Source organism: Klebsiella sp. MISC125 (genome assembly GCF_051131775.1).
In the GTDB taxonomy this organism is placed as follows: domain Bacteria; phylum Pseudomonadota; class Gammaproteobacteria; order Enterobacterales; family Enterobacteriaceae; genus Klebsiella.
The window spans coordinates 3442464-3461025 of sequence record NZ_CP180448.1; the positions used below are offsets into that span (position 1 = coordinate 3442464).

An 18562-nucleotide genomic window follows, 5' to 3' on the forward strand; every position below is an offset into this window, starting at 1 on the left:
CTGTTTGATTCCGGGACGGTTTTACACAACACTGCTCAAAATAACCTGATAACAGGATGCCCTATGCCCGTTTCTCGTCCTCGCCCTCAACGCGGCGCTTTTCCGCCGGGAACCCAGCGCTACGGCCAGTCTCATCTCGGCGCACCGCTGCTGTGGTTCCCTGCACCGCTGGCCGATAGCCGCAGCGGTTTAATTCTTGCCGGCACCCACGGCGATGAAAACTCATCAATCGTCACCCTCTCCTGCGCGTTACGCACGCTCAAACCGGAGCTGCGCCGTCATCATGTGGTGCTGGCGGTGAATCCCGACGGCTGTCAGCTAGGGTTACGCGCCAACGCACGTGGAATCGACCTGAACCGAAATTTTCCGGCGGCGAACTGGAAGGAAGGCGAAACGGTTTACCGCTGGAACAGCGCGGCAGAGCAGCGTGATGTGGTTCTGCTCACTGGCGAAAAGCCCGGTTCAGAGCCAGAAACCCAGGCGCTGTGCGAGCTGATCCACCAGATCCATCCCGCCTGGGTCGTTTCATTTCACGATCCGCTGGCCTGCATTGAAGATCCCGGCCACAGCGAGCTGGGACGCTGGCTCGCCGATGCCTTTACTTTGCCGCTGGTGGGCAGCGTCGGCTATGAAACGCCCGGCTCCTTTGGCAGCTGGTGCGCCGATATCGGCCTGCCGTGCATTACCGCCGAATTTCCGCCAATATCCGCCGACGAGGCCACGGACAAATACCTGTCGGCAATGATTAACCTGCTGCACTGGCATCCTCAAAGATGAAGTACGCCGGTGCTGAAATGCAGCGCCGGCTCAACATCGACCGCCAGCCAGGTTGGGCCATCAAGATCGGCAAAACGGGCCAGCGGCACCAGTGGCAACGCGGCGCTAATGGCTCGCGAGGTACACAGCATACAGCCCAGCATCCGCGCAAATCCCTGTCGCTCCGCCTCCTCCGCCAACAGCAACGCTTCGGTCAGGCCGCCGGTCTTATCGAGTTTAATATTGACCATTTCGTAGCGACCACGTAACGCCGCGAGGCTGTCGCGGGTATGGCAGCTTTCATCAGCACAAACAGGCAACGGATGAATAAAATTCTCCAGCGCCGCATCGTCCCCCGCCGGAAGCGGCTGCTCCAGCATCGCCACGCCGATATCCGCCAGAAGCTGACAACGCTCAGCCAGACCATCGCTACGCCATGCCTCGTTAGCATCAACAATTAACGTCGCCTGCGGCACCGCTTCGCGAATCGCTATCAGCCGTTCGCTAATCAGATGATCATCTAGCTTCACTTTCAGCAACGTGGCCCCTTTCTGCCACAGCGCTGCCGCGCTGGCTGCCATCTGCTCTGGCGTACCAATGACCACCGTTTGCGCGGTGACCACCCGGTTGGGCAGCATTACGCCTGACTGCTGAGCAATGCTCTTACCCGCACTGCGCGCTTGCCAATCCCAGAGCGCGCAATCGACGGCATTACGCGCGGCTCCCGGGGGGAGCAGGTTTTGGATCTGCTCACGCGAGATGCCGCGTTCAATCTGTTCGCCAATCGTCATAATCTGCGCCATCACCGAGGCGATACTCTCGCCGTAGCGGGGGTAAGGCGTGCATTCCCCCACGCCTTTCACGCCATTTTCTTCGATCTCCACCACCACCACTTTGGCCTCGCTGCGGCTGCCGCGGGCGATCACAAAAGGAGTATGTAACGGCCAGGCTTCTTCATAGACTCGCAGATTTCGCATTCCCTGAACCTCGCAGGTAAATATTAAAAGGATTTGCCGTGCTGATGACTGATGTCATACACTAGCCAGAACGTTAACTATATGTAAACAGGAAGATAACCATGTCACAAACCGTGCATTTCCAGGGCAACCCCGTTTCTGTTCAAGGCACCATTCCGCAGGCAGGCGCTAAAGCGCAGCCGTTTACGCTGGTCGCCAAAGATCTCTCTGACGTCGCGCTGAGCCAGTTCGCAGGCAAACGTAAAGTGCTGAACATTTTCCCAAGCATCGATACCGGCGTTTGCGCGGCATCGGTACGTAAGTTTAACCAACTGGCGTCTGAACTGGACAACACCGTAGTGCTGTGCATCTCCGCCGACCTGCCGTTCGCCCAGTCTCGCTTCTGCGGCGCTGAAGGCCTGAACAACGTTGTCACGCTGTCCACCCTGCGCGGCGCGCAGTTCCTGGCCGACTACGGTGTCGCTATCTCCGCAGGCCCGCTGGCCGGTCTGGCGGCGCGCGCTGTGGTCGTCATTGATGAAAACGACCAGGTTGTTTACAGCCAACTGGTGAATGAAATCACCGAAGAGCCGGACTACGACGCCGCTCTGGCCGCGCTGAAAGCGTAATAACACAGCTAGCACCTTGAGCCCTCGTTGATCGGGGGCTTTTTTATTCCCGCGCCGCATAGCGGGAGATAAAACGTGCAATCGCCGGACCGGTCAGCAAGATGGTGAACAGACGCAGCGTCTGCATCGCCATTATAAAAGACATATCCGCCCGCGTACCTGCAGCAATAATCGCCACCGTATCCAGCCCGCCGGGACTGGTTGCCAGATAAGCAGTCATAAAATCCAGCGGCAGAACCTGCGTTAATCCAAAAGCCATCAGCGCACACAACAGAATCAAGCCAACAATCGACGCCAGGATCTGCGGTAAGGTTTTCAGCGCCAGCAAGAAAATCTGTTTATTAAACTTTAGACCAACGCTCCAGCCAATGGCGGCATAGGCCAGCGCCAACAGCCATTCCGGGAGTTCGAGTACCAGCCAGCCCTCTCCCTGCACCAGCGCGCCGAGCAACATCGGAAAGAGCATCGCCCCCGACGGAAAGCGCAACCGCAGACCCAGCCACCCTGCCGCCGCGGTCAATAATAGCGTGAGCGGAAGCTGCCAGCTTATCGGAGGAAACCAGATAACCTGCTGGGTCATCTCCTGAGCATCGCCGCCGAGAGCGACGCGAACGACCAGCGCCGCGGCCCCGGCGACGAACAGCACCCGCAGGTACTGCATCAACGCCACCAGCCGAACATCGGCACCGTAATCCTGAGCCATAACCACCATCGCCGACGCGCCGCCCGGCGAGCTTCCCCACGCGCCGGTGGCACCAGGTAACGCGCTATAACGCACCAACAGCCATCCTGCCAGCGCGCTAATGGCGAGCGTGGAAAAAAGAATCAGCAGCACCAGCGCCCAGTTTGCCAACAGAACGCCAAAGATCGAGGGCGTGAGGCTGCGGGCAATCATGCAGCCAATAATCGCCTGGGCAGCAATAAAAAACGGGCGGGGTACGCGAATTTCTGCGCCGCGAAGGCTAAGAGTAATCCCGGCAATCATCGGCCCCAGCAGCAGCGCTGCGGGGAGATGAAACCAGAACAGAATAAAGGAGAGCGCACCGGAGAGCGCCAGCAATTTCATCCACTGAAAGAAGTGACTACGCGAAATCCACATGCGTATTCCTGAGAGAAAAAGAGTAAAAGCGGAGTATATACAAGATCATGCTACGGGAAGAACCCTCCCTTTTTTGGAAACGCTAATCGGCTGCGCAAGCAGCCGGTGGTGAGGATTAGTCGTCGTTTTTCTTCTGGCTCAGGCCATACTCGCGCAGTTTATTGGCGATCGCGGTGTGCGAGACGCCAAGGCGTTTAGCCAGTTTACGCGTGCTGGGGAAGTTGCGATAAAGCTGGGTGAGCACAGAGCGCTCAAAGCGGCGAGTGATGTCATCCAGCGAACCTTCCATCGCTTCTTCGCCCACAGGCAAGGAGGCCACATCGTGATCCGGTAACAGAATATCCTGCGGACGCAGTTCAAAACCGTCCAGCTGCGTCAGCGCGCGATAAACCGCGTTCTTGAGCTGGCGCACGTTGCCCGGCCAGCTATAGCGCGTCAATACGCTATTTAAATCAGCAGAGAGTTTAGGACGAGGGATCCCCTGCTCATCGGCAAAGCGCGCGACGAACAGTTCGGTCAACGGCATGATATCCTGCGGGCAGTCGCGTAGCGGCGGCAGATACAGGGTCAGAACGTTGAGACGATAATAAAGATCTTCACGGAACAGCCCTTTCTGCACCAGCTCCACCAGGTTTTTCTGGGTGGCGCAGATCACGCGTACGTCGACATGAACCTCATGATCTTCGCCAACCCGGCGGAAGGTACCATCGTTGAGGAAACGCAACAGTTTGGTCTGCATTCTCGGCGACATCTCACCGATCTCATCCAGCAGCACCGAGCCGCCGTTCGCCTGCTCGAAGAAACCTTTTTTACCCTGAATCGCATCGCCAAACAGCTCGCTTTCCACCGCATCTTCCGGAATAGAGCCGCAGTTCAGCGCCAGATAGGGTTTTCCCGCGCGCGGGCTGGCCAGATGACAGGCTTGAGCCAGCAGATCTTTGCCGGTACCGGTATCGCCAACGATCAGCAGCGGCGCGCTAAGCATTGCCAGCTTGCGGGCCTGCTCCACGACATGGCGCATTTTTGGACCAACGGCGAGGATCTGACTAAAGGCACTGGTATCCTGAATGGTCATGGTTTGCAGCTGTCGGCCCATGCGGACCGTTGAACGCAGCATTGCCACCGCACCGGTCAGCACTCGCTCGCCGTGCTCACCTTCCAGATAGACCGGGGTGATTTCCAGCAGGAAATTCTGTCCGTTAACCACCACATGCTCAGCATGCGATTCCTGCGGGCTATTTTCCAGCCAGCGCTGCACGTTAAAATCAGTGATCAGTTGCGCGACCGGATGGCTGCGCAGTTTGTCCTGGCTCTGGGCAAACAGCTGACAGCTGGCCGGGTTAGCCAGTTCAACTTTCCCCCTGGTATCCAGAGACAGCACCGGTTCCGGCATCGCCACCAGCAGTGCGCTAAGTGCGAGATGTTCACGTTCTGATGGCATCCACGGCACGGTACGCACATCTGTCACTCCAGCAATACGGCGAATTTCCGCCATCAGGCTGCTGAAGTTGGCAAACTCCAGTTCGGCAAAATTGAGATAAATTCGGCCAATAGGGTCGATATCGATACCGCGCAGATCGATACCACGCAGCACCAATAAATCGAGTAATTCACGGGTCAGACCAAGACGGTCTTCACAAAAGACTTCAAGACGCATAGGAGTTTTCACCCTAAAAAGGCCAATGACGGATGAATAATAGGACAGTTATTTGCTGGCGTGAAGATAGCTGTCAACAATTATTGACAGTATGGCGGAAAAATGGCCTTTCTGCCGTAAAGTTATACGTTCAGAGCGGACACATGACCAGAATCGTTCAGACGAGTCATCAGCCCTCAAACCGGCAAGGTACCTTATGCTGGTTTGAGGGCAGCATCATCGAACCGCTCCGTTAACGCAAAATATCGACCACTCCCGTTCTTCCGTTCACCCTGACCCGCATCCCATTCTCCAGCAGCGTCATGACCCCGCGCACGCTCATCACTGCCGGAAGCTGCAACTCCCGCGCGGTGACAGCCCCATGTGACAACGGTCCGCCGCTTTCGGTGATCACTCCGCTCGCGCGATAAAACAGCGAGGTCCATGCAGGATTAGTCGTGCGAGCCACCAGAATCGCGCCTTTGGGAAACGCGGCAAACTCCTCCGGCCCATGAACCAGAAAGACCTCACCTTCCACCTCGCCAGGGCTACCAGCCATCCCCTGTAATCCCTCACCCTGCCGCAATTCGGGGATCGCATCATCTTCGCCAAGATTCCATGACGGACTGCGCTGTTTCGCCGCCTGCCAGGCAGACTTATTGGCGTGCACCTGCGCGGCCAGATCTTCGAAAGCGTTCTGCGCCACCGCAGCGTCAAGATCGGCGAATGACGCGAAATAGAGATCATCCGCTTGTTGCAGAATACCCGCCGCCGTCAGCCGCTCCCCCATCTCGCGCACGCCGCTGCGGAACGGCAGCGTCAGACGCGTGGTCTGATAATGCTCAAGGTCGTCCAGCCAGGTATAAACGCGCGCCAGGCGAGTCACCTCTTCAACAAAGTAACGCAGATCTTCCGGCACCTGAGCCAGCCAGGCGTGCTGCGCCGCTGAAGCCGCCAGCTTGCCGTTAAGCGCCTGCGCCGCCAAATCATCGTCCGGCAGCTCCACCAGCATTTTTAGCTGATCCAATACAATATGCGGCGCTTCAAGCCAGGTCGGATAATAAGCGTCGAAATCCAGCTCGCGATGGCCGTGGCGTTGCAGGAACTGGTTGAAGTCAGTATCAAACGCAGGATACGCGCTAAGACGTGAAACAAGCGCCAGCGACGGGGTGTCGGCGAACTCCCGCAGCAGCTCAGGCTCGTTACGAACCTGCCGCGATAGCGCCCACAGTTCGGCGTTAACTTGCCCGGTTTTAGTCTCAGCGACCGACAGCAACAGATCGAACATCGATTTGGCCTCTGCCGCAGACATCGACATTTGCAGGATCTGGTAGAGCACGGCATACAAGGTGCGCTGGGTCAGGGAAATAGCAATATTTGGCAGGAAATAACGTTTACCCGCATCGCGTACCCGCAGCAGATAATCCCAGCACTGCGCCAGCGTGTAGCTAGCCAACGGCTCGCGCATTAGCGCACCGATTGCCAGCAGATAGGTATCCAGATCGCGCATCCAGCAGATCGGCAACTCCTGCACCCAGGCATAGCGCTTTGCCAGGGTCGGCAGAGCCGCTCGCAGCTGCTCCAGCGAACTAATGCCACCGGGCATTCTGCCAGCATACAGCTCCACCGCATTCTGGTTGCCATAGACATAGCACTCTTTTACCGCAAACCATTTCCCCCCAAAACCAGGCAGGCCCATCAGGGAAAAAGAGAAGTTGAGCGATTCATGGAAACCTTCCTCTACCAGATCCCAGGTCAACGGCGTTACCGCGTTAGGGAAGCGTTCAGCGGATTCATCGCGCGTCCAGCGTTCCGGCACGAACGTGACCGGACGGGATTGCAGCAGATAGAACGAAGCGCCGGAAAATGCCCATTCAATATCCTGGGGAAAACCAAAAAACGCCTGAGCCTGCCGGGCGACGCTCGCCACCGTCAGACATTGTTCATCGCTAAGCGAACTCTGCGATTGCCGGGATGCGGGCAGGACCACATCGTGTACGCCCTGGCTGTCTTTCAGCAAAATCGTCGTTTTTTGTCCGATACGACGTTCCGTGACTTCTCCCTGCGGCATGGCAACGCGGTATTCATCCACCTCCCGCTCGCCGCCGACAACGCTCTCGCCTAATCCAAAGCAAGCGTTAATCAACACTTGCTCCAGCTCGCCGCGTACCGGATCGATGGAAAAGGCCACACCGGCCGCATCGCTTTCCGTCATCTCCACCATCTGCTGGATCACCACCGCCATCGCGGCGTCGAGGTGAACGAGTTGCAGATGCGCGCGATAGCGCATGGCGTGTTCATGCCATAACGAAACGTAGCATTCGCGCACCGCGTTGAGGATCGCATCAGCACCGCGCATATTGAGCAAGGTATCGTGCTGTCCGGCGAAAGCCGCGCCGGGCAGATCTTCAAACGTCGCTGAAGAGCGCACGGCAACGTTCCAGTCCTTCGCACCAAGCGCGTCCAGCCGTTGCGTTACCGCCGTGCGTAGCGCTTCCGGCAAAGCTTGTCGACGAATAAGCGCCTGAATTTCGCGGCTGCATATGCCGAAATCGTCATATTGTTGCAGTAGCATCTGGATTTGCTCTCTTAGCGGCGCCAGAAACAGTTGATAAGCAGAAGCCGACACAATCAGACCGGGCGGCACCGGCAGGCCCCCTGCGGTCAGACGCGCGAGGTTGGCGCCCTTCCCCCCGCTCAGCGCCAGTTCGCTGGCGTGCGGATCGTGAAAGGTAAAAATCATCGAGTCTTCCGTTAGCATTATGCCTTCCTTATCATGTTGTTACGGCTGAAGAAGCCGCAGCGGCGCAGCCATACCAGCACCAGAAATGCCAGCAGAGCACCAAAAATCAGATCGATACCGTAGTGAAAGCGCAGATAGAGCGTCGCCAGGATCAACCCCATCACCAGCGGCGACAGCAACAGCGCGCAAAAATAGCGACGCTGTAAAAGCAGATAACCAAACACATAGAGACTAATCCCGCAGTGCAGGCTGGGAAAAACGTCCATACCCGTTCCGCCACTCGCCACCAGCGAAACCAGCAGCGCGGTCAGCGCGCCGCCTTGCGGCGGGTAGGAGAAAACGTCCGGAAAGGCAAGATAAGGCCCGGCGGCGGGCACCAGCAGATAGCCGATAAATCCAAAGAGATACATCAGCATCAGGCCATAGAAGAAACCACGGCTGGCAAGTTCATGGCGACGGAAAGCGCAAAACAGCACCGGCAGCAGAATAATGAAATAGAACGAGAGGTAGCACAGGCTCATTACCTCACTTAACCAGACCCTCTCCCAGCCGAGCAGCCGTTCAGTCAATCCGCTACCGAATAGCCAACGATCGCCCGCCAGCAGCCATACGTCCATTGAGCGCGGCATCGCCAGCTGAATCGCCTTAAACAGAGGGAAAACCAGCCAGCTGGCGGCAAACTGCAGTACGCCAATCCAGCTGCGCCAGCGCGACGACGAACGCATTGATTGCAGCAACAGCAGCCAAACCACCACGCAGGCGATTACCGGCGCAATAAATTGGGGGTCACGCAGTTGCCAGGCGGAAAAAATCCCCAACCCGCAAATCAAGGCGATCAGGGCTAAGTAGACCCCATAACCCGGACGGTTCCGGGAAGCCAAACCGACAAAATGGGTATTCTTTATCAGGCTCAAACGTTTTCCTCCCCCCAAACCGAACGTTGCCGCCACCCCAGGTAAGCCGCTGTATAAAGCAGCCACAGCCAGGGAAAGATAATACCCAGCACAATCAAACAGGGCAGCCACAGCAGCGAGGCGGCAAAACCGCTCGCCAGACGAAAAAAGGCCACCGTATTGCGCCCGTCGGCCTGTCTGCCAACCCACCAGGCGCAGAGCAGAACCGGAAAAAGTACCAGCACAAACGGCAGTTGCAGCGCGCAGGCCCAAATGTTTCTTTGCCGATGCCGCTTATCAGATGGTTTTTCAGCATGCGTTCCGCTTGCCGTTCGTTTAAAAGCCAACGCCCAGGATTCGCTATGCCGCCGCTGGTGGGCATAGCTTTCGGCGTCTGCCATGGTCGCCTCGCTGTCGCAGTTGACCGAAACCTGATTCAACGCATTACTCACACATTCAGAGATTTCAGTTTCCCAGGCCTCCTGGGACTTATCTTCCCGCGCGGGAAATACCAGCGCTTCGCCAACCAGCAGCTCGACCCGCGAACCAAAGCGATCCGGAGCCTGGTAGAAACTCCCTACCGGGATCACCCGAAAGCGCTGGCCTTCCTGCAACAGTCGGCGAATGATTTTCACGGTTCCCGGCTGATAAGGTTGTGGTGCATAGCTCCATTCGCTGGTGCCTTCCGGAAAGATAACCAGACTGCCGCCCTGCTTTATATGGGCAATAGCGTGCAGCACCGGGTTTCCCGCCTGCGTCCGGCTAAAACCGTAGCGAACGCGATCCTTGTCGCGCACAACCGGAATGCCGGTAAACAACAGGCGCAAAAAACGCGATCGCAGCAGTTGAACGGAGGCAAGAAACTGGCCATGCGGCAACAGTGGGCTAACCACCCACCCGTCGGTCGCCCCATTACGGTGGCTGACAAGCAGAATTGTGGGAATAGCGTCGTCCAGCGGTAAAACACGGTGGCCACGCTCGTCAATAAAGTCGATCGAAGCGTAGTAGAAATGGCTCAATAGCCTGGCGATAAAGCGATACCAGCGCGGCAACGCTCTGCCCGGAGTGAATCGCAGCCAGGGAGGATTACGTTTTTCCATAACGTGCGGTTGTCATCATGTCCTTGTTTAACATTTTCGCACAATAGACGCTTCGTTAAGGGATTACAATGAGCAGTTTGGGGGCATCATCGCCCCCTCAGAATTACTGTGGGTGAAAAGCGGGCATCAGCTTCCGGTTATGTTCGATAACCTCGTCCAGCGCCTGTTCAAGCTTCTCACCGCTGACGATCAGCGGGTTCAGCACCAGCGCGCGCCAGGCGGTATGCCGGTTACCCGTTATCGCCGCTTCGATGGTTAGCCGCTCGAAAGACTTCATCAGTTGCAGCAGGCGTAGCGTATCTTCCGGGAAGGACGCCACATTCAGCGGCTGCGGGCCGGAAGCGGTAATTAACGAGCTCACTTCAACCGCACAGTCGTCCGGCAGGCCGTTAATCGCGCCGTTGTTACGCGTGTTAACGTGCATAATAATGCGCTTGTCATTATAAATACCGTTCATCAATTCACAGGCCGCTTCAGAATAGTATTGCCCGCCGCGCCCTTCCAGTGCCTTCGGTTTTACCGCCAGATTCGGGTCGCTGTACTGGGCGAACAGCTCTTTTTCCAGTAGTTTAACAACTTCTCCGCGCGTCCCTTCCCCGTCAGCCTCCGCCAGCTCCTGGCGCAACATGTCGTCCTTCATATAGTAATAACGCAGATAGGCGCAGGGGATCATCCCCAGTCCTTGTAGCAGATGCTGCGGCCAGCGGAACGGCGGAATATTGCGCGGTACCAGCGGATCGTTACCTGCACTAATCTGCGCAATGGCTTCCGGCAGCCACTCTTTGCCTTTATGCAGAATCTGCCGCACGAAGATGAAGTGGTTCAGGCCCGCAACCTGCATGATGAAATCATTTTCGTTGGCGCAATTAAGCAGCTGTGCGACGCCCTTTTGCATAATCACCGGCACGTTGCACAGGCCCACGGCTTTAATTTTGCTATGACGCAGCACCGCCTCCGTCACCATGCCCGATGGGTTGGTGAAGTTCAGCAGCCAGGCGTCCGGGCACAGGCGTTCCATATCTGCCGCAATCTCCAGAGCAATCGGGATTGTCCGGCAGGCATTGGCAAAACCGCCCAGCCCGTTGGTCTCCTGGCCAATCAGGCCATATTTTAACGAGATGCGCTCGTCGCTGATGCGCGCATCCAGGCACCCGGCACGGAACTGCGAGCAGACAAAATTCGCGCCCTGCAAGGCGCTTTCGCGGTCAAGCGTCGCCACCACTTCAATAGACAAACCCGCTTTGGCAATCATTCGCCGCGCCAGCCCGGCGATAATTTCCACCTTTTCTTTGCCGTCTTCAATGTCGACCAGCCACAGCGTCTTAACCGGCATCTCAGCGTGCCGTTTAAGTAAACCTTCGATCAGTTCCGGGGTATAGCTGGAACCGCCGCCAATCACCACAATTTTGAGTCCTAACATGGTATATCTCCATTTGATATAGGGTATAACTATTTAAAACCGTCATAACTGGCGGAACAAACGAAATAAAATGGCTCATGCATGAATATGATTAATGCATAACGGAGAGTGACCATGCTGGAGCAACAAAGTATTCTTGCGCTACTACAAACCTTTGAAGTGACCGCGCGCCACCTTAGCTTTACCCTCGCAGCACACGAAATGAACCTCACCCAGGGAGCGGTGAGCCACCGAATTCGCAAACTGGAGATGCACATCGGCTTTCGCCTGTTTATCCGGCTGACGCGTAAGCTGGCGCTAACCGAAGAAGGCAAGCGCCTGCTGACCACGCTAAGCCACTCGCTGCGCGCCATTAATGATGAAATCGAAGATATTCGCGAACAGGATCTGCGCGGGACGCTGCATGTTGGCATCGCACCGACGCTGGCGCATTTGTGGTTGATGCCGCGCCTGCCGCGCTTTCAGGCGCAGTGGCCGGGGTTGAACTTACAGTTTCGCGTGCGGGCCGGAGTAATGGACTTTAACGAAGAGCGTGTGGATCTGGCTATTTACTACGGCGCGACCCAGTATCCCGATCTCTATCAAGAGCGGTTGATGGGTGAGAACCTGCTCCCGGTGTGCTCGCCGGAATATCAGCGTCAACATCAACCACTGAGCGCAGGAGCATCGTCAGGAGTGCTCTGGATCCACGCGTCTGAATCGACGGATGTCCAGGATCAGTTCAGCGAGTGGCGATTATGGTGTCAGCAAACGGGGACGAATTTACCTTTTGAGGGGCGTTATTACGCCGTGAATAACCACTCCATCGCGATTCAGATGGCGGAGAACGGTTTAGGGGTGATGATGGGCCGTCAGACGCTGATTCAACCTCTGCTCGACAGCGGTAAGCTGGTGGCATTGAGCGAGGAAAAGGTGCCCTCGCCGTTTGGATATGACCTGATTTGCCCGCAAGAGAACCGCTCGCGCCCGCGTTTTCTCGCCTTTAGTGAGTGGTTACAAGATGAGTGTGGTCAGGATCAATCCCCGGTGACGTAGTGCTGGACGGTAGCCCGGACAGGTGCGCCAGCACCGCCACCGGGAAACAACGCGCGCAGCGTCTGATTCTCTCCCCGGTAGCGGCTAGCGCCTTACCGGGGCTACGGATTCACAGCTATCTGCTAGCCGGGAATGCCCAAAATGCCTATTTCTCCGGACTGTTTTTACTCTTCTGTAAGGTATCTTTCAGTTGACCAATCAGCTCGCGACGAAAATCACCCAGCCGCGGCTTATCATCGGCGATCCACGGCAGCGGGCGACAGAGTTCCATCGCTTTGATCCCCAGCCGCGCGGTCAGCAGTCCGGCACCAATGCCCTGGGCCGCGCGCGCCGACAGCCTGGCCGCCAGATCCTGCGACATCCAGTCCATCCCCACTTCCCGCACCACCTCGCTGGCTCCGGCAAAAGCGATATTCAGCAGCACCAGACGGAACAGGCGCAGACGGCTGTAGTAGCCCAGCTCAATGCCGTACAGCGTGGCGATGCGGTTGATCAGGCGTAAGTTACGCCAGGCGATAAAGGCCATATCCACCAGCGCCAGCGGGCTGACGGCAATCATCAACGTCGATTCCGCCGCCGAGCGGCTGATTTCGCGCCGTGCCTGGGCATCAAGCACTGGTTGCACGATCTGCGCATACAGGCTGACCACTTCGCGATCGTTCTGCGTCTCGTGGATCGCCGCATACCAGCGCTGTAGCGCCGGATGCGATTGATCCAGCCCTGCCTGCTGCGCGAGTTTTTCACAAAACGCACGCCCTTTGCCAACCGCATGGCTGTGCATCAAATCCCGCGCCTCATCGCGTTCGTGTGCTCGTTGACGCAGCCGCCGCAGACGCCGCCATTCGGTCGCGACTGAACCGACGCCAGCGCCAATAATCAGCGCCCCGGCAGCGCAACCGCCAAGCGCGATCCAGTCCTGCGTCTGCCAGGCGGTCATTGTCCACTGCACGCCCTGCGCGACCACGCTCACGCCGAAAATAGTCAACCCGGCGCTGACCATTTTCCGCCACAGGCTACGTTTGGGCCGCAGAACTGATTCAACAACTGCTTCCGCCGCGCCCTCTTCTTCTTCCACGACATCAAGGCGCGCCGGAGCAAACTTCCCGGCATCCACGTCATCAAAAGCGCGGGCGGATTTGAGAATTTGCGCCTTTTCCACCTCCAGCGGGCCGTCGAAATCGATACGCGGTTTTAACGGTTCGGTCATCGCAATTTATCTCCAATTAAAAATTCCAGCGCCGCATCGAGGCGAATATGCGGCAGCGGCTTATCAACATCCATCACCTGCGGACGGAAGTTTTCAAACTGAAAGCCCTGTTTCTCCCAGAATACCTGGCCCGGCAGACGTGCGGGCACCTCGCCGGGATAAACGGTCAACGGTTGGCCATCGCTCAACCGGTTACCCCGCAGCGCAGGGATCTTTTCGCCGTTCACCTCGATAAGCCCGCTCTGGGTCGCCTGAATCGACGCCAGCCCCAGGCAATCCATACTGATCCCCTCGAACGCCGCGTTTTGCCACGCGTCCTGAATCAGCTGTTGCAGCAGCGACACCATATTACTGTGCTGATCGACGGTCACGTGATCGGCTTTGGTGGCCGCAAACAGCAGCTTATCGATAACTGGCGAGAACAAGCGGCGGAACAGCGTGCGCTGACCATAGTGAAAACTTTGCATCAGCTGCGTCAGCGCCAGGCGCATATCGTTGAACGCCTGTGGCCCGCTATTGAGCGGTTGCAGGCAGTCCACCAGCACAATCTGCCGATCGAAGCGCAGAAAATGGTCTTTATAGAAACCTTTGACGACTTTCTCGCAGTAGTATTTAAAGCGCTCGCGCAACATCCCGGCATTGGTGTGTTTGTCCGCCTGGGCCAACCTGGCCTCCCCAGTCGCATCAACATCCGGCCAGGGGAAAAATTGCAGCGCAGGCGCGCCGGCCATTTCGCCGGGCAGCACAAAGCGCCCGGGCTGAATAAAGTGCATCCCTTCGCGTTTACAGGTGTGCAGATAATCGGTCCACGCGCTGGCAATCTCCGCCAGACGGGTTTCATCGGCCGGAGCCAGCGGATCCAGCCCTTCACAAAGCTGCCGCCAACGCGTCGACCATTCTGCCCTCTGCCCTTGCAATAGCCCGGTCATCTGTCGTGACCAGGTGAGATAGTCCTGGGCCAGCATCGGCAGGTCCAGCAGCCACTCGCCGGGATAATCGACGATTTCCAGATACAGCGTTGAGGTCTCTTTAAAGTGGCGTAACAACGAATCGTTGGAACGATAGCGCAGCGCCAGGCGAATTTCGCTGACGCCGCGGGTGGGCGTTGGCCAGACCGGCGGCTGACCATACAGCTGGGCCAGCCCTTCGTCATAGGTGAAGCGCGGAATGCCAAAGTCCCGCTGCGGTACGCGCTTGACGCCGAGCAGACGCTCCTCTCTGACCGCGCTAAGTAGCGGTAGACGCGCCCCGGTGTGAATATTCAGCAGTTGGTTGACCAGCGCGGTGATAAAAGCGGTCTTACCGCTGCGGCTAAGGCCGGTAACGGCCAGACGGAGATGCCGATCAACCCCACGATTAACCAGCGCATTGAATTCAGTTTTGAGTCGCTTCATCGCCATCCTGTTGTGCCTGAAGAACGAGAGAGAGAATAATATGGGGGCTATACGGCTAATTATCAATGGCTTGCATTAGCCCCGCGACCGCGGGGCTGAAGATTACTTACTGGCGCTTTTCGGCATATCTATCTGATTAAGGCCACCCGCATTAACTACCTGAGTGTAGCCCATCTCGGTCAGCATCTGCTGGGCCTGACCCGATTGTCGCCCGACGTTGCAATAGACTTTAATGGTATCGTTTTTATCCGGAACTTCACTCGCAATCCGCGTTTTTATATCAGCCAGCGGGATGTTAATCGCCCCTTCGACGTGTTCTTTTTGATACTGCTGCGGAACGCGAACATCTATCCAATGCTCCGCCGCAGACACCGGTAAGGCGACGGCCAGAGCTAAACCCAGAAGTAGTTTTCGTAGCATTTTATCATCCTGATATGTTGAGTTTTTAGGCACTCATAACATACGCCATCCGCGACGTTTAGAAAACTGCTGCACCGCCCGGCTTAACGCTTATTGTTGGCGATCGGCGCTCTTGTATTGTCATTAGCAAACTAACTTCATAAGATATGCGGCATTAACTTACGCACGGAGTCCAAAGAATATGTCTCCTACCATTTACGATATCGCGCGCGTGGCTGGCGTATCAAAATCGACGGTATCGCGGGTGCTTAATAAGCAAACCAATATTTCTCCAGAAGCGCGAGAAAAAGTATTGCGCGCGATCGACGAACTCCAGTATCAACCGAATAAACTTGCTCGAGCGCTGACCTCTTCAGGCTTTGATGCCATCATGGTTATTTCGACCCGCTCGACTAAAACTACCGCCGGTAACCCTTTTTTCTCAGAAGTGCTGCATGCGATTACGGCAAAAGCAGAAGATGAAGGCTTTGACGTTATATTGCAAACTTCGCACAGCGCGGAAGACGATCTGCAAAAATGTGAAAGCAAGATAAAACAAAAAATGATTAAAGGCATTATTATGCTGAGCTCACCCGCCGATGAATCATTTTTTTCCCGTCTGGATAAATACGATATTCCGGTTGTCGTGATTGGTAAAGTTGAAGGCCAATACCAAAATGTTTATTCAGTTGATACCGATAACTATCGTGACAGTATTGAATTGACCAACGCGTTAATTAATAGCGGTCATCAGCATATTGCCTGTCTGCATGCGCCGCTGGATTACCATGTTTCCATTGATCGAGTTAATGGATATAAGCACAGCCTGAGCGCCCACCACCTTGAACTCCATGATGAGTGGATTGTCGATGGGGGTTACACGCATGATACGGCGCTTTCCGCCGCCCGGGAATTACTCAGCCATCGTCTGCCCGATGCGGTTTTCGCAACGGATAGCTTAAAACTGATGAGTTTATATCGTGCGGCGGCTGAAAAGAATATTACCATCCCCGATCAGCTTGCCGTCGTGGGCTACAGTAATGAAATGCTGTCGTTTATTCTTACGCCCGCCCCGGGAGGGATTGACGTACCAACGCAGGAGCTAGGCGAACAAAGCTGTGGCCTGTTATTTAAGCTGATCGCCGGAAAAAACATGCCGCAAAACATTACGGTGGCGACGCATATGCTATTACCTGAGGCCGCCAGATAAAAAAGGGGCAAACCCGCCCCTTGATAACTCAGAAGGCGTAGTTGATACCTACGCCTGCATAATGGAATTTATCGTTATCGCCCTCATCATGGTTTTCCCACTCGAAAGCATATTCCAGTGACATCGATAAACCATTCTGAAAATCATAGGCATAGAGCATCCCAACGCGGTTGAAGTTATGCCCCTCACGCTCAGGATCGTCCTGCCAGTCCCAGTTGGTCCAGCGATCCAAACCGATACGGGTGTACGGCGTCAACGTTGTATCGCCGAGTGCGATAGGCAAATAAGCGCGGATCTCCTGGGTAGAAAACTCGCCGTTATTGCGCGATGTATCCATATTAAATCCGCGTTCCAGATAATAGTTGGCGACCACGGAGAAAGTATCATCAATTTTATAGGTAAAGCCGGTTTCCGTTTCTACGCGACTATCGGCATAGCCGGTCTTATCCAAATCATTGGCAAATTGATACATCGCAAACCAACCGCCAAAGCGCCAGTCATCACTCAGCTTGATATCCCAGTCTGGTTGAATCTTCCAGCGCTGCATATTTGCCGTGCCTGCGTCATCGCCGTGTTCATCCTGGAAATGATAGCCATAATTACGAAAACCACCGGTTAAACCGAGGGTAAAATCATCATCACCGAAAATTTGATAACGAATCTCCAGCTCCGGACGGTCGAAATAAGTACCACGGGTACCGTTGCTATAATCAACCGGGCCTTCCTGATAATACGCAACGGCAATTTTCCACGGACCTCGTGAGGCATTAAACCAAATGGAGGGTTCAGACAGCCCATCCATATCTTCCGCCTGCCCTTCAACGTTTTCACTTTCATACATTGCGCCAACATTAAAATGCCAGTCGTTATTTTCAGCAGCCTGCGCACAGGCCATTCCTGCGCACATAATGAGCGCAGCACGGCTTAGTAAGGTATTCATTTTAGATCCTTTAAAAAAATAAAAGACACATGCACGCCGGGATAATTCCCGGCATTTATATTTATTGAATTACAGCTTCACTATCGGTATCAAAGAAATGACATTTATCCATATCAAAATGGATATTGATATTTTCTCCTGCGTGATAATCATTCATTGCTCCGGCACGGACAACCAGCTCGTGCCCCCCTACAGTGGTATATAACATAAATTCAGCACCGGTTAATTCTGCTACACTGATATGCGCCGCGACGCTGTTATTTTCACGTTGTTCAGGGTGTACATCCTCCGGACGAATACCCATCACCACCGCTTTATGCATATATTTTTGCGCATTCAGTACGGCTAATTTGTCCTGTGGGATCGTTAGCTTCAACGTTTCGGTAACAAATTGATTTCCATCAATAGCGCCACGGATAAAGTTCATTGCCGGCGAGCCGATAAATCCAGCGACAAACATATTTGCCGGGTGGTTATAGACGGTCTTCGGCGCGCCAACCTGCTGCACGATTCCATCTTTCATGATGACAATGCGCGTCGCCATAGTCATGGCTTCGGTTTGGTCGTGAGTCACATAAATCATGGTGGTATTCAGCTTCTGGTGCAGCTTGCTAATCTCCGCCCGCATCTGAACACGCAGTTTTGCATCGAGGTTAGAGAGCGGTTCATCCATCAGGAATACGCCCGCTTCGCGAACGATCGCTCGCCCAAGCGCCACGCGCTGGCGCTGGCCGCCGGATAACGCGCCGGGTTTGCGCTTCAGGTATTCACGCAGGCCAAGGATCTGCGCCGCCCAGCTGACGCGCTCCTCAATAACCGCAGCGCTGATTTTCTGCATTTTCAGGCCAAATGCCATGTTGTCATAGACGGTCATGTGCGGATATAACGCGTAGTTCTGAAAGACCATCGCAATGTTACGCGCCTTCGCCGGAACATCGTTCATCCGTTTACCGTCAATCAGCAGATCGCCCGCGCTGATCTCTTCCAGCCCCGCAATCATGCGCAGCGTGGTGGATTTCCCGCAGCCCGACGGACCAACAAAAACAATGAACTCTTTGTCTTCAATTTCCAGGTTAAAGTCTTTAACCACATGCACCTGGTTATCGTATATTTTTTGTATATGTTGCAACGAAAGCTGTGCCATA

At 55.5% G+C, this 18562-nt stretch carries 16 protein-coding genes; 4 read left to right on the plus strand and 12 right to left on the minus strand.

Going from position 1 to position 18562, the window contains the following annotated elements; all coding sequences use genetic code 11:
• The first annotated feature begins 63 nt into the window (after positions 1–63).
• Positions 64–777: a murein tripeptide amidase MpaA gene (gene mpaA / locus ACMYSL_RS16355; protein WP_182238196.1), complete on the plus strand. Its 714-nt coding sequence runs from the start codon at positions 64–66 to the stop codon at positions 775–777.
• Here mpaA and ycjG read toward each other — a convergent pair.
• The gene (gene ycjG, locus ACMYSL_RS16360; RefSeq protein WP_434659094.1) at positions 768–1733 is read right to left on the minus strand and encodes an L-Ala-D/L-Glu epimerase; all 966 of its coding nucleotides are present in this window, start codon (positions 1731–1733) and stop codon (positions 768–770) included. The genes mpaA and ycjG overlap by 10 nt on opposite strands.
• 101 nt (positions 1734–1834) lie before the next feature.
• Between ycjG and tpx the strand changes: the two genes are divergently transcribed.
• Complete coding sequence (tpx, locus tag ACMYSL_RS16365; RefSeq protein WP_139538013.1) at positions 1835–2341, plus strand: thiol peroxidase; 507 nt, start codon at positions 1835–1837, stop codon at positions 2339–2341.
• A gap of 43 nt (positions 2342–2384) precedes the next feature.
• Here tpx and ACMYSL_RS16370 read toward each other — a convergent pair whose 3' ends face one another.
• From ACMYSL_RS16370 to ACMYSL_RS16395, 6 genes are all read right to left on the minus strand, one after another.
• A complete protein-coding gene (locus ACMYSL_RS16370) occupies positions 2385–3440 on the minus strand; it encodes an AbrB family transcriptional regulator (RefSeq protein WP_434659095.1) in 1056 nt (351 codons plus the stop codon).
• Between the two features lie 115 nt (positions 3441–3555).
• Positions 3556–5097 (minus strand): transcriptional regulator TyrR, encoded by a 1542-nt coding sequence (gene tyrR, locus ACMYSL_RS16375; protein ID WP_182238189.1) that lies wholly within the window; start codon positions 5095–5097, stop codon positions 3556–3558.
• A gap of 232 nt (positions 5098–5329) precedes the next feature.
• Entirely contained in the window at positions 5330–7837 is a 2508-nt protein-coding gene (locus ACMYSL_RS16380) for a PEP/pyruvate-binding domain-containing protein (RefSeq protein WP_434659096.1), read from the minus strand.
• Positions 7837–8733, minus strand: a complete 897-nt coding sequence (locus ACMYSL_RS16385) for a phosphatase PAP2 family protein (RefSeq protein ID WP_434659097.1) — start codon at positions 8731–8733, stop codon at positions 7837–7839. The genes ACMYSL_RS16380 and ACMYSL_RS16385 overlap by 1 nt, the downstream gene beginning before the upstream one ends.
• The gene (locus ACMYSL_RS16390) at positions 8730–9812 is read right to left on the minus strand and encodes a hypothetical protein (RefSeq protein WP_434659098.1); all 1083 of its coding nucleotides are present in this window, start codon (positions 9810–9812) and stop codon (positions 8730–8732) included. Before ACMYSL_RS16390 ends, ACMYSL_RS16385 begins: the two co-directional genes overlap by 4 nt.
• A gap of 103 nt (positions 9813–9915) precedes the next feature.
• The gene (locus tag ACMYSL_RS16395) at positions 9916–11232 is read right to left on the minus strand and encodes a 6-phospho-beta-glucosidase (RefSeq protein WP_434659099.1); all 1317 of its coding nucleotides are present in this window, start codon (positions 11230–11232) and stop codon (positions 9916–9918) included.
• A gap of 159 nt (positions 11233–11391) precedes the next feature.
• Between ACMYSL_RS16395 and ACMYSL_RS16400 the strand changes: the two genes are divergently transcribed.
• The gene (locus ACMYSL_RS16400) at positions 11392–12267 is read left to right on the plus strand and encodes a LysR substrate-binding domain-containing protein (protein ID WP_434664120.1); all 876 of its coding nucleotides are present in this window, start codon (positions 11392–11394) and stop codon (positions 12265–12267) included.
• Positions 12268–12412: 145 nt separating this feature from the next.
• Here ACMYSL_RS16400 and ACMYSL_RS16405 read toward each other — a convergent pair whose 3' ends face one another.
• The 3 genes from ACMYSL_RS16405 to pspE all read right to left on the minus strand — a co-directional run bounded on the left by ACMYSL_RS16405 (position 12413) and on the right by pspE (position 15288).
• Positions 12413–13474 carry a TIGR01620 family protein gene (locus tag ACMYSL_RS16405; RefSeq protein ID WP_434659100.1) on the minus strand — a complete coding sequence of 354 codons (1062 nt, stop codon included), beginning with the start codon at positions 13472–13474 and terminating at the stop codon, positions 12413–12415.
• Positions 13471–14868: a YcjX family protein gene (locus ACMYSL_RS16410; protein ID WP_434659101.1), complete on the minus strand. Its 1398-nt coding sequence runs from the start codon at positions 14866–14868 to the stop codon at positions 13471–13473. The genes ACMYSL_RS16405 and ACMYSL_RS16410 overlap by 4 nt, the downstream gene beginning before the upstream one ends.
• Before the next feature lie 102 nt (positions 14869–14970).
• On the minus strand, positions 14971–15288 hold the full coding sequence (gene pspE / locus ACMYSL_RS16415) for a thiosulfate sulfurtransferase PspE (RefSeq protein ID WP_181482487.1): 318 nt from the start codon (positions 15286–15288) through the stop codon (positions 14971–14973).
• Positions 15289–15469: 181 nt separating this feature from the next.
• Between pspE and ACMYSL_RS16420 the strand changes: the two genes are divergently transcribed.
• Positions 15470–16477 (plus strand): LacI family DNA-binding transcriptional regulator, encoded by a 1008-nt coding sequence (locus ACMYSL_RS16420; RefSeq protein WP_434659102.1) that lies wholly within the window; start codon positions 15470–15472, stop codon positions 16475–16477.
• A gap of 28 nt (positions 16478–16505) precedes the next feature.
• On the opposite strand, the gene ACMYSL_RS16425 is transcribed toward ACMYSL_RS16420, so the two are convergent.
• Together ACMYSL_RS16425 and ACMYSL_RS16430 are read right to left on the minus strand one after the other, a co-directional pair.
• A complete protein-coding gene (locus ACMYSL_RS16425) occupies positions 16506–17417 on the minus strand; it encodes an OmpG family monomeric porin (protein ID WP_434659103.1) in 912 nt (303 codons plus the stop codon).
• A gap of 61 nt (positions 17418–17478) precedes the next feature.
• A complete protein-coding gene (locus ACMYSL_RS16430) occupies positions 17479–18561 on the minus strand; it encodes an ABC transporter ATP-binding protein (RefSeq protein ID WP_434659104.1) in 1083 nt (360 codons plus the stop codon).
• Between the last annotated feature and the right edge of the window lies 1 nt (position 18562).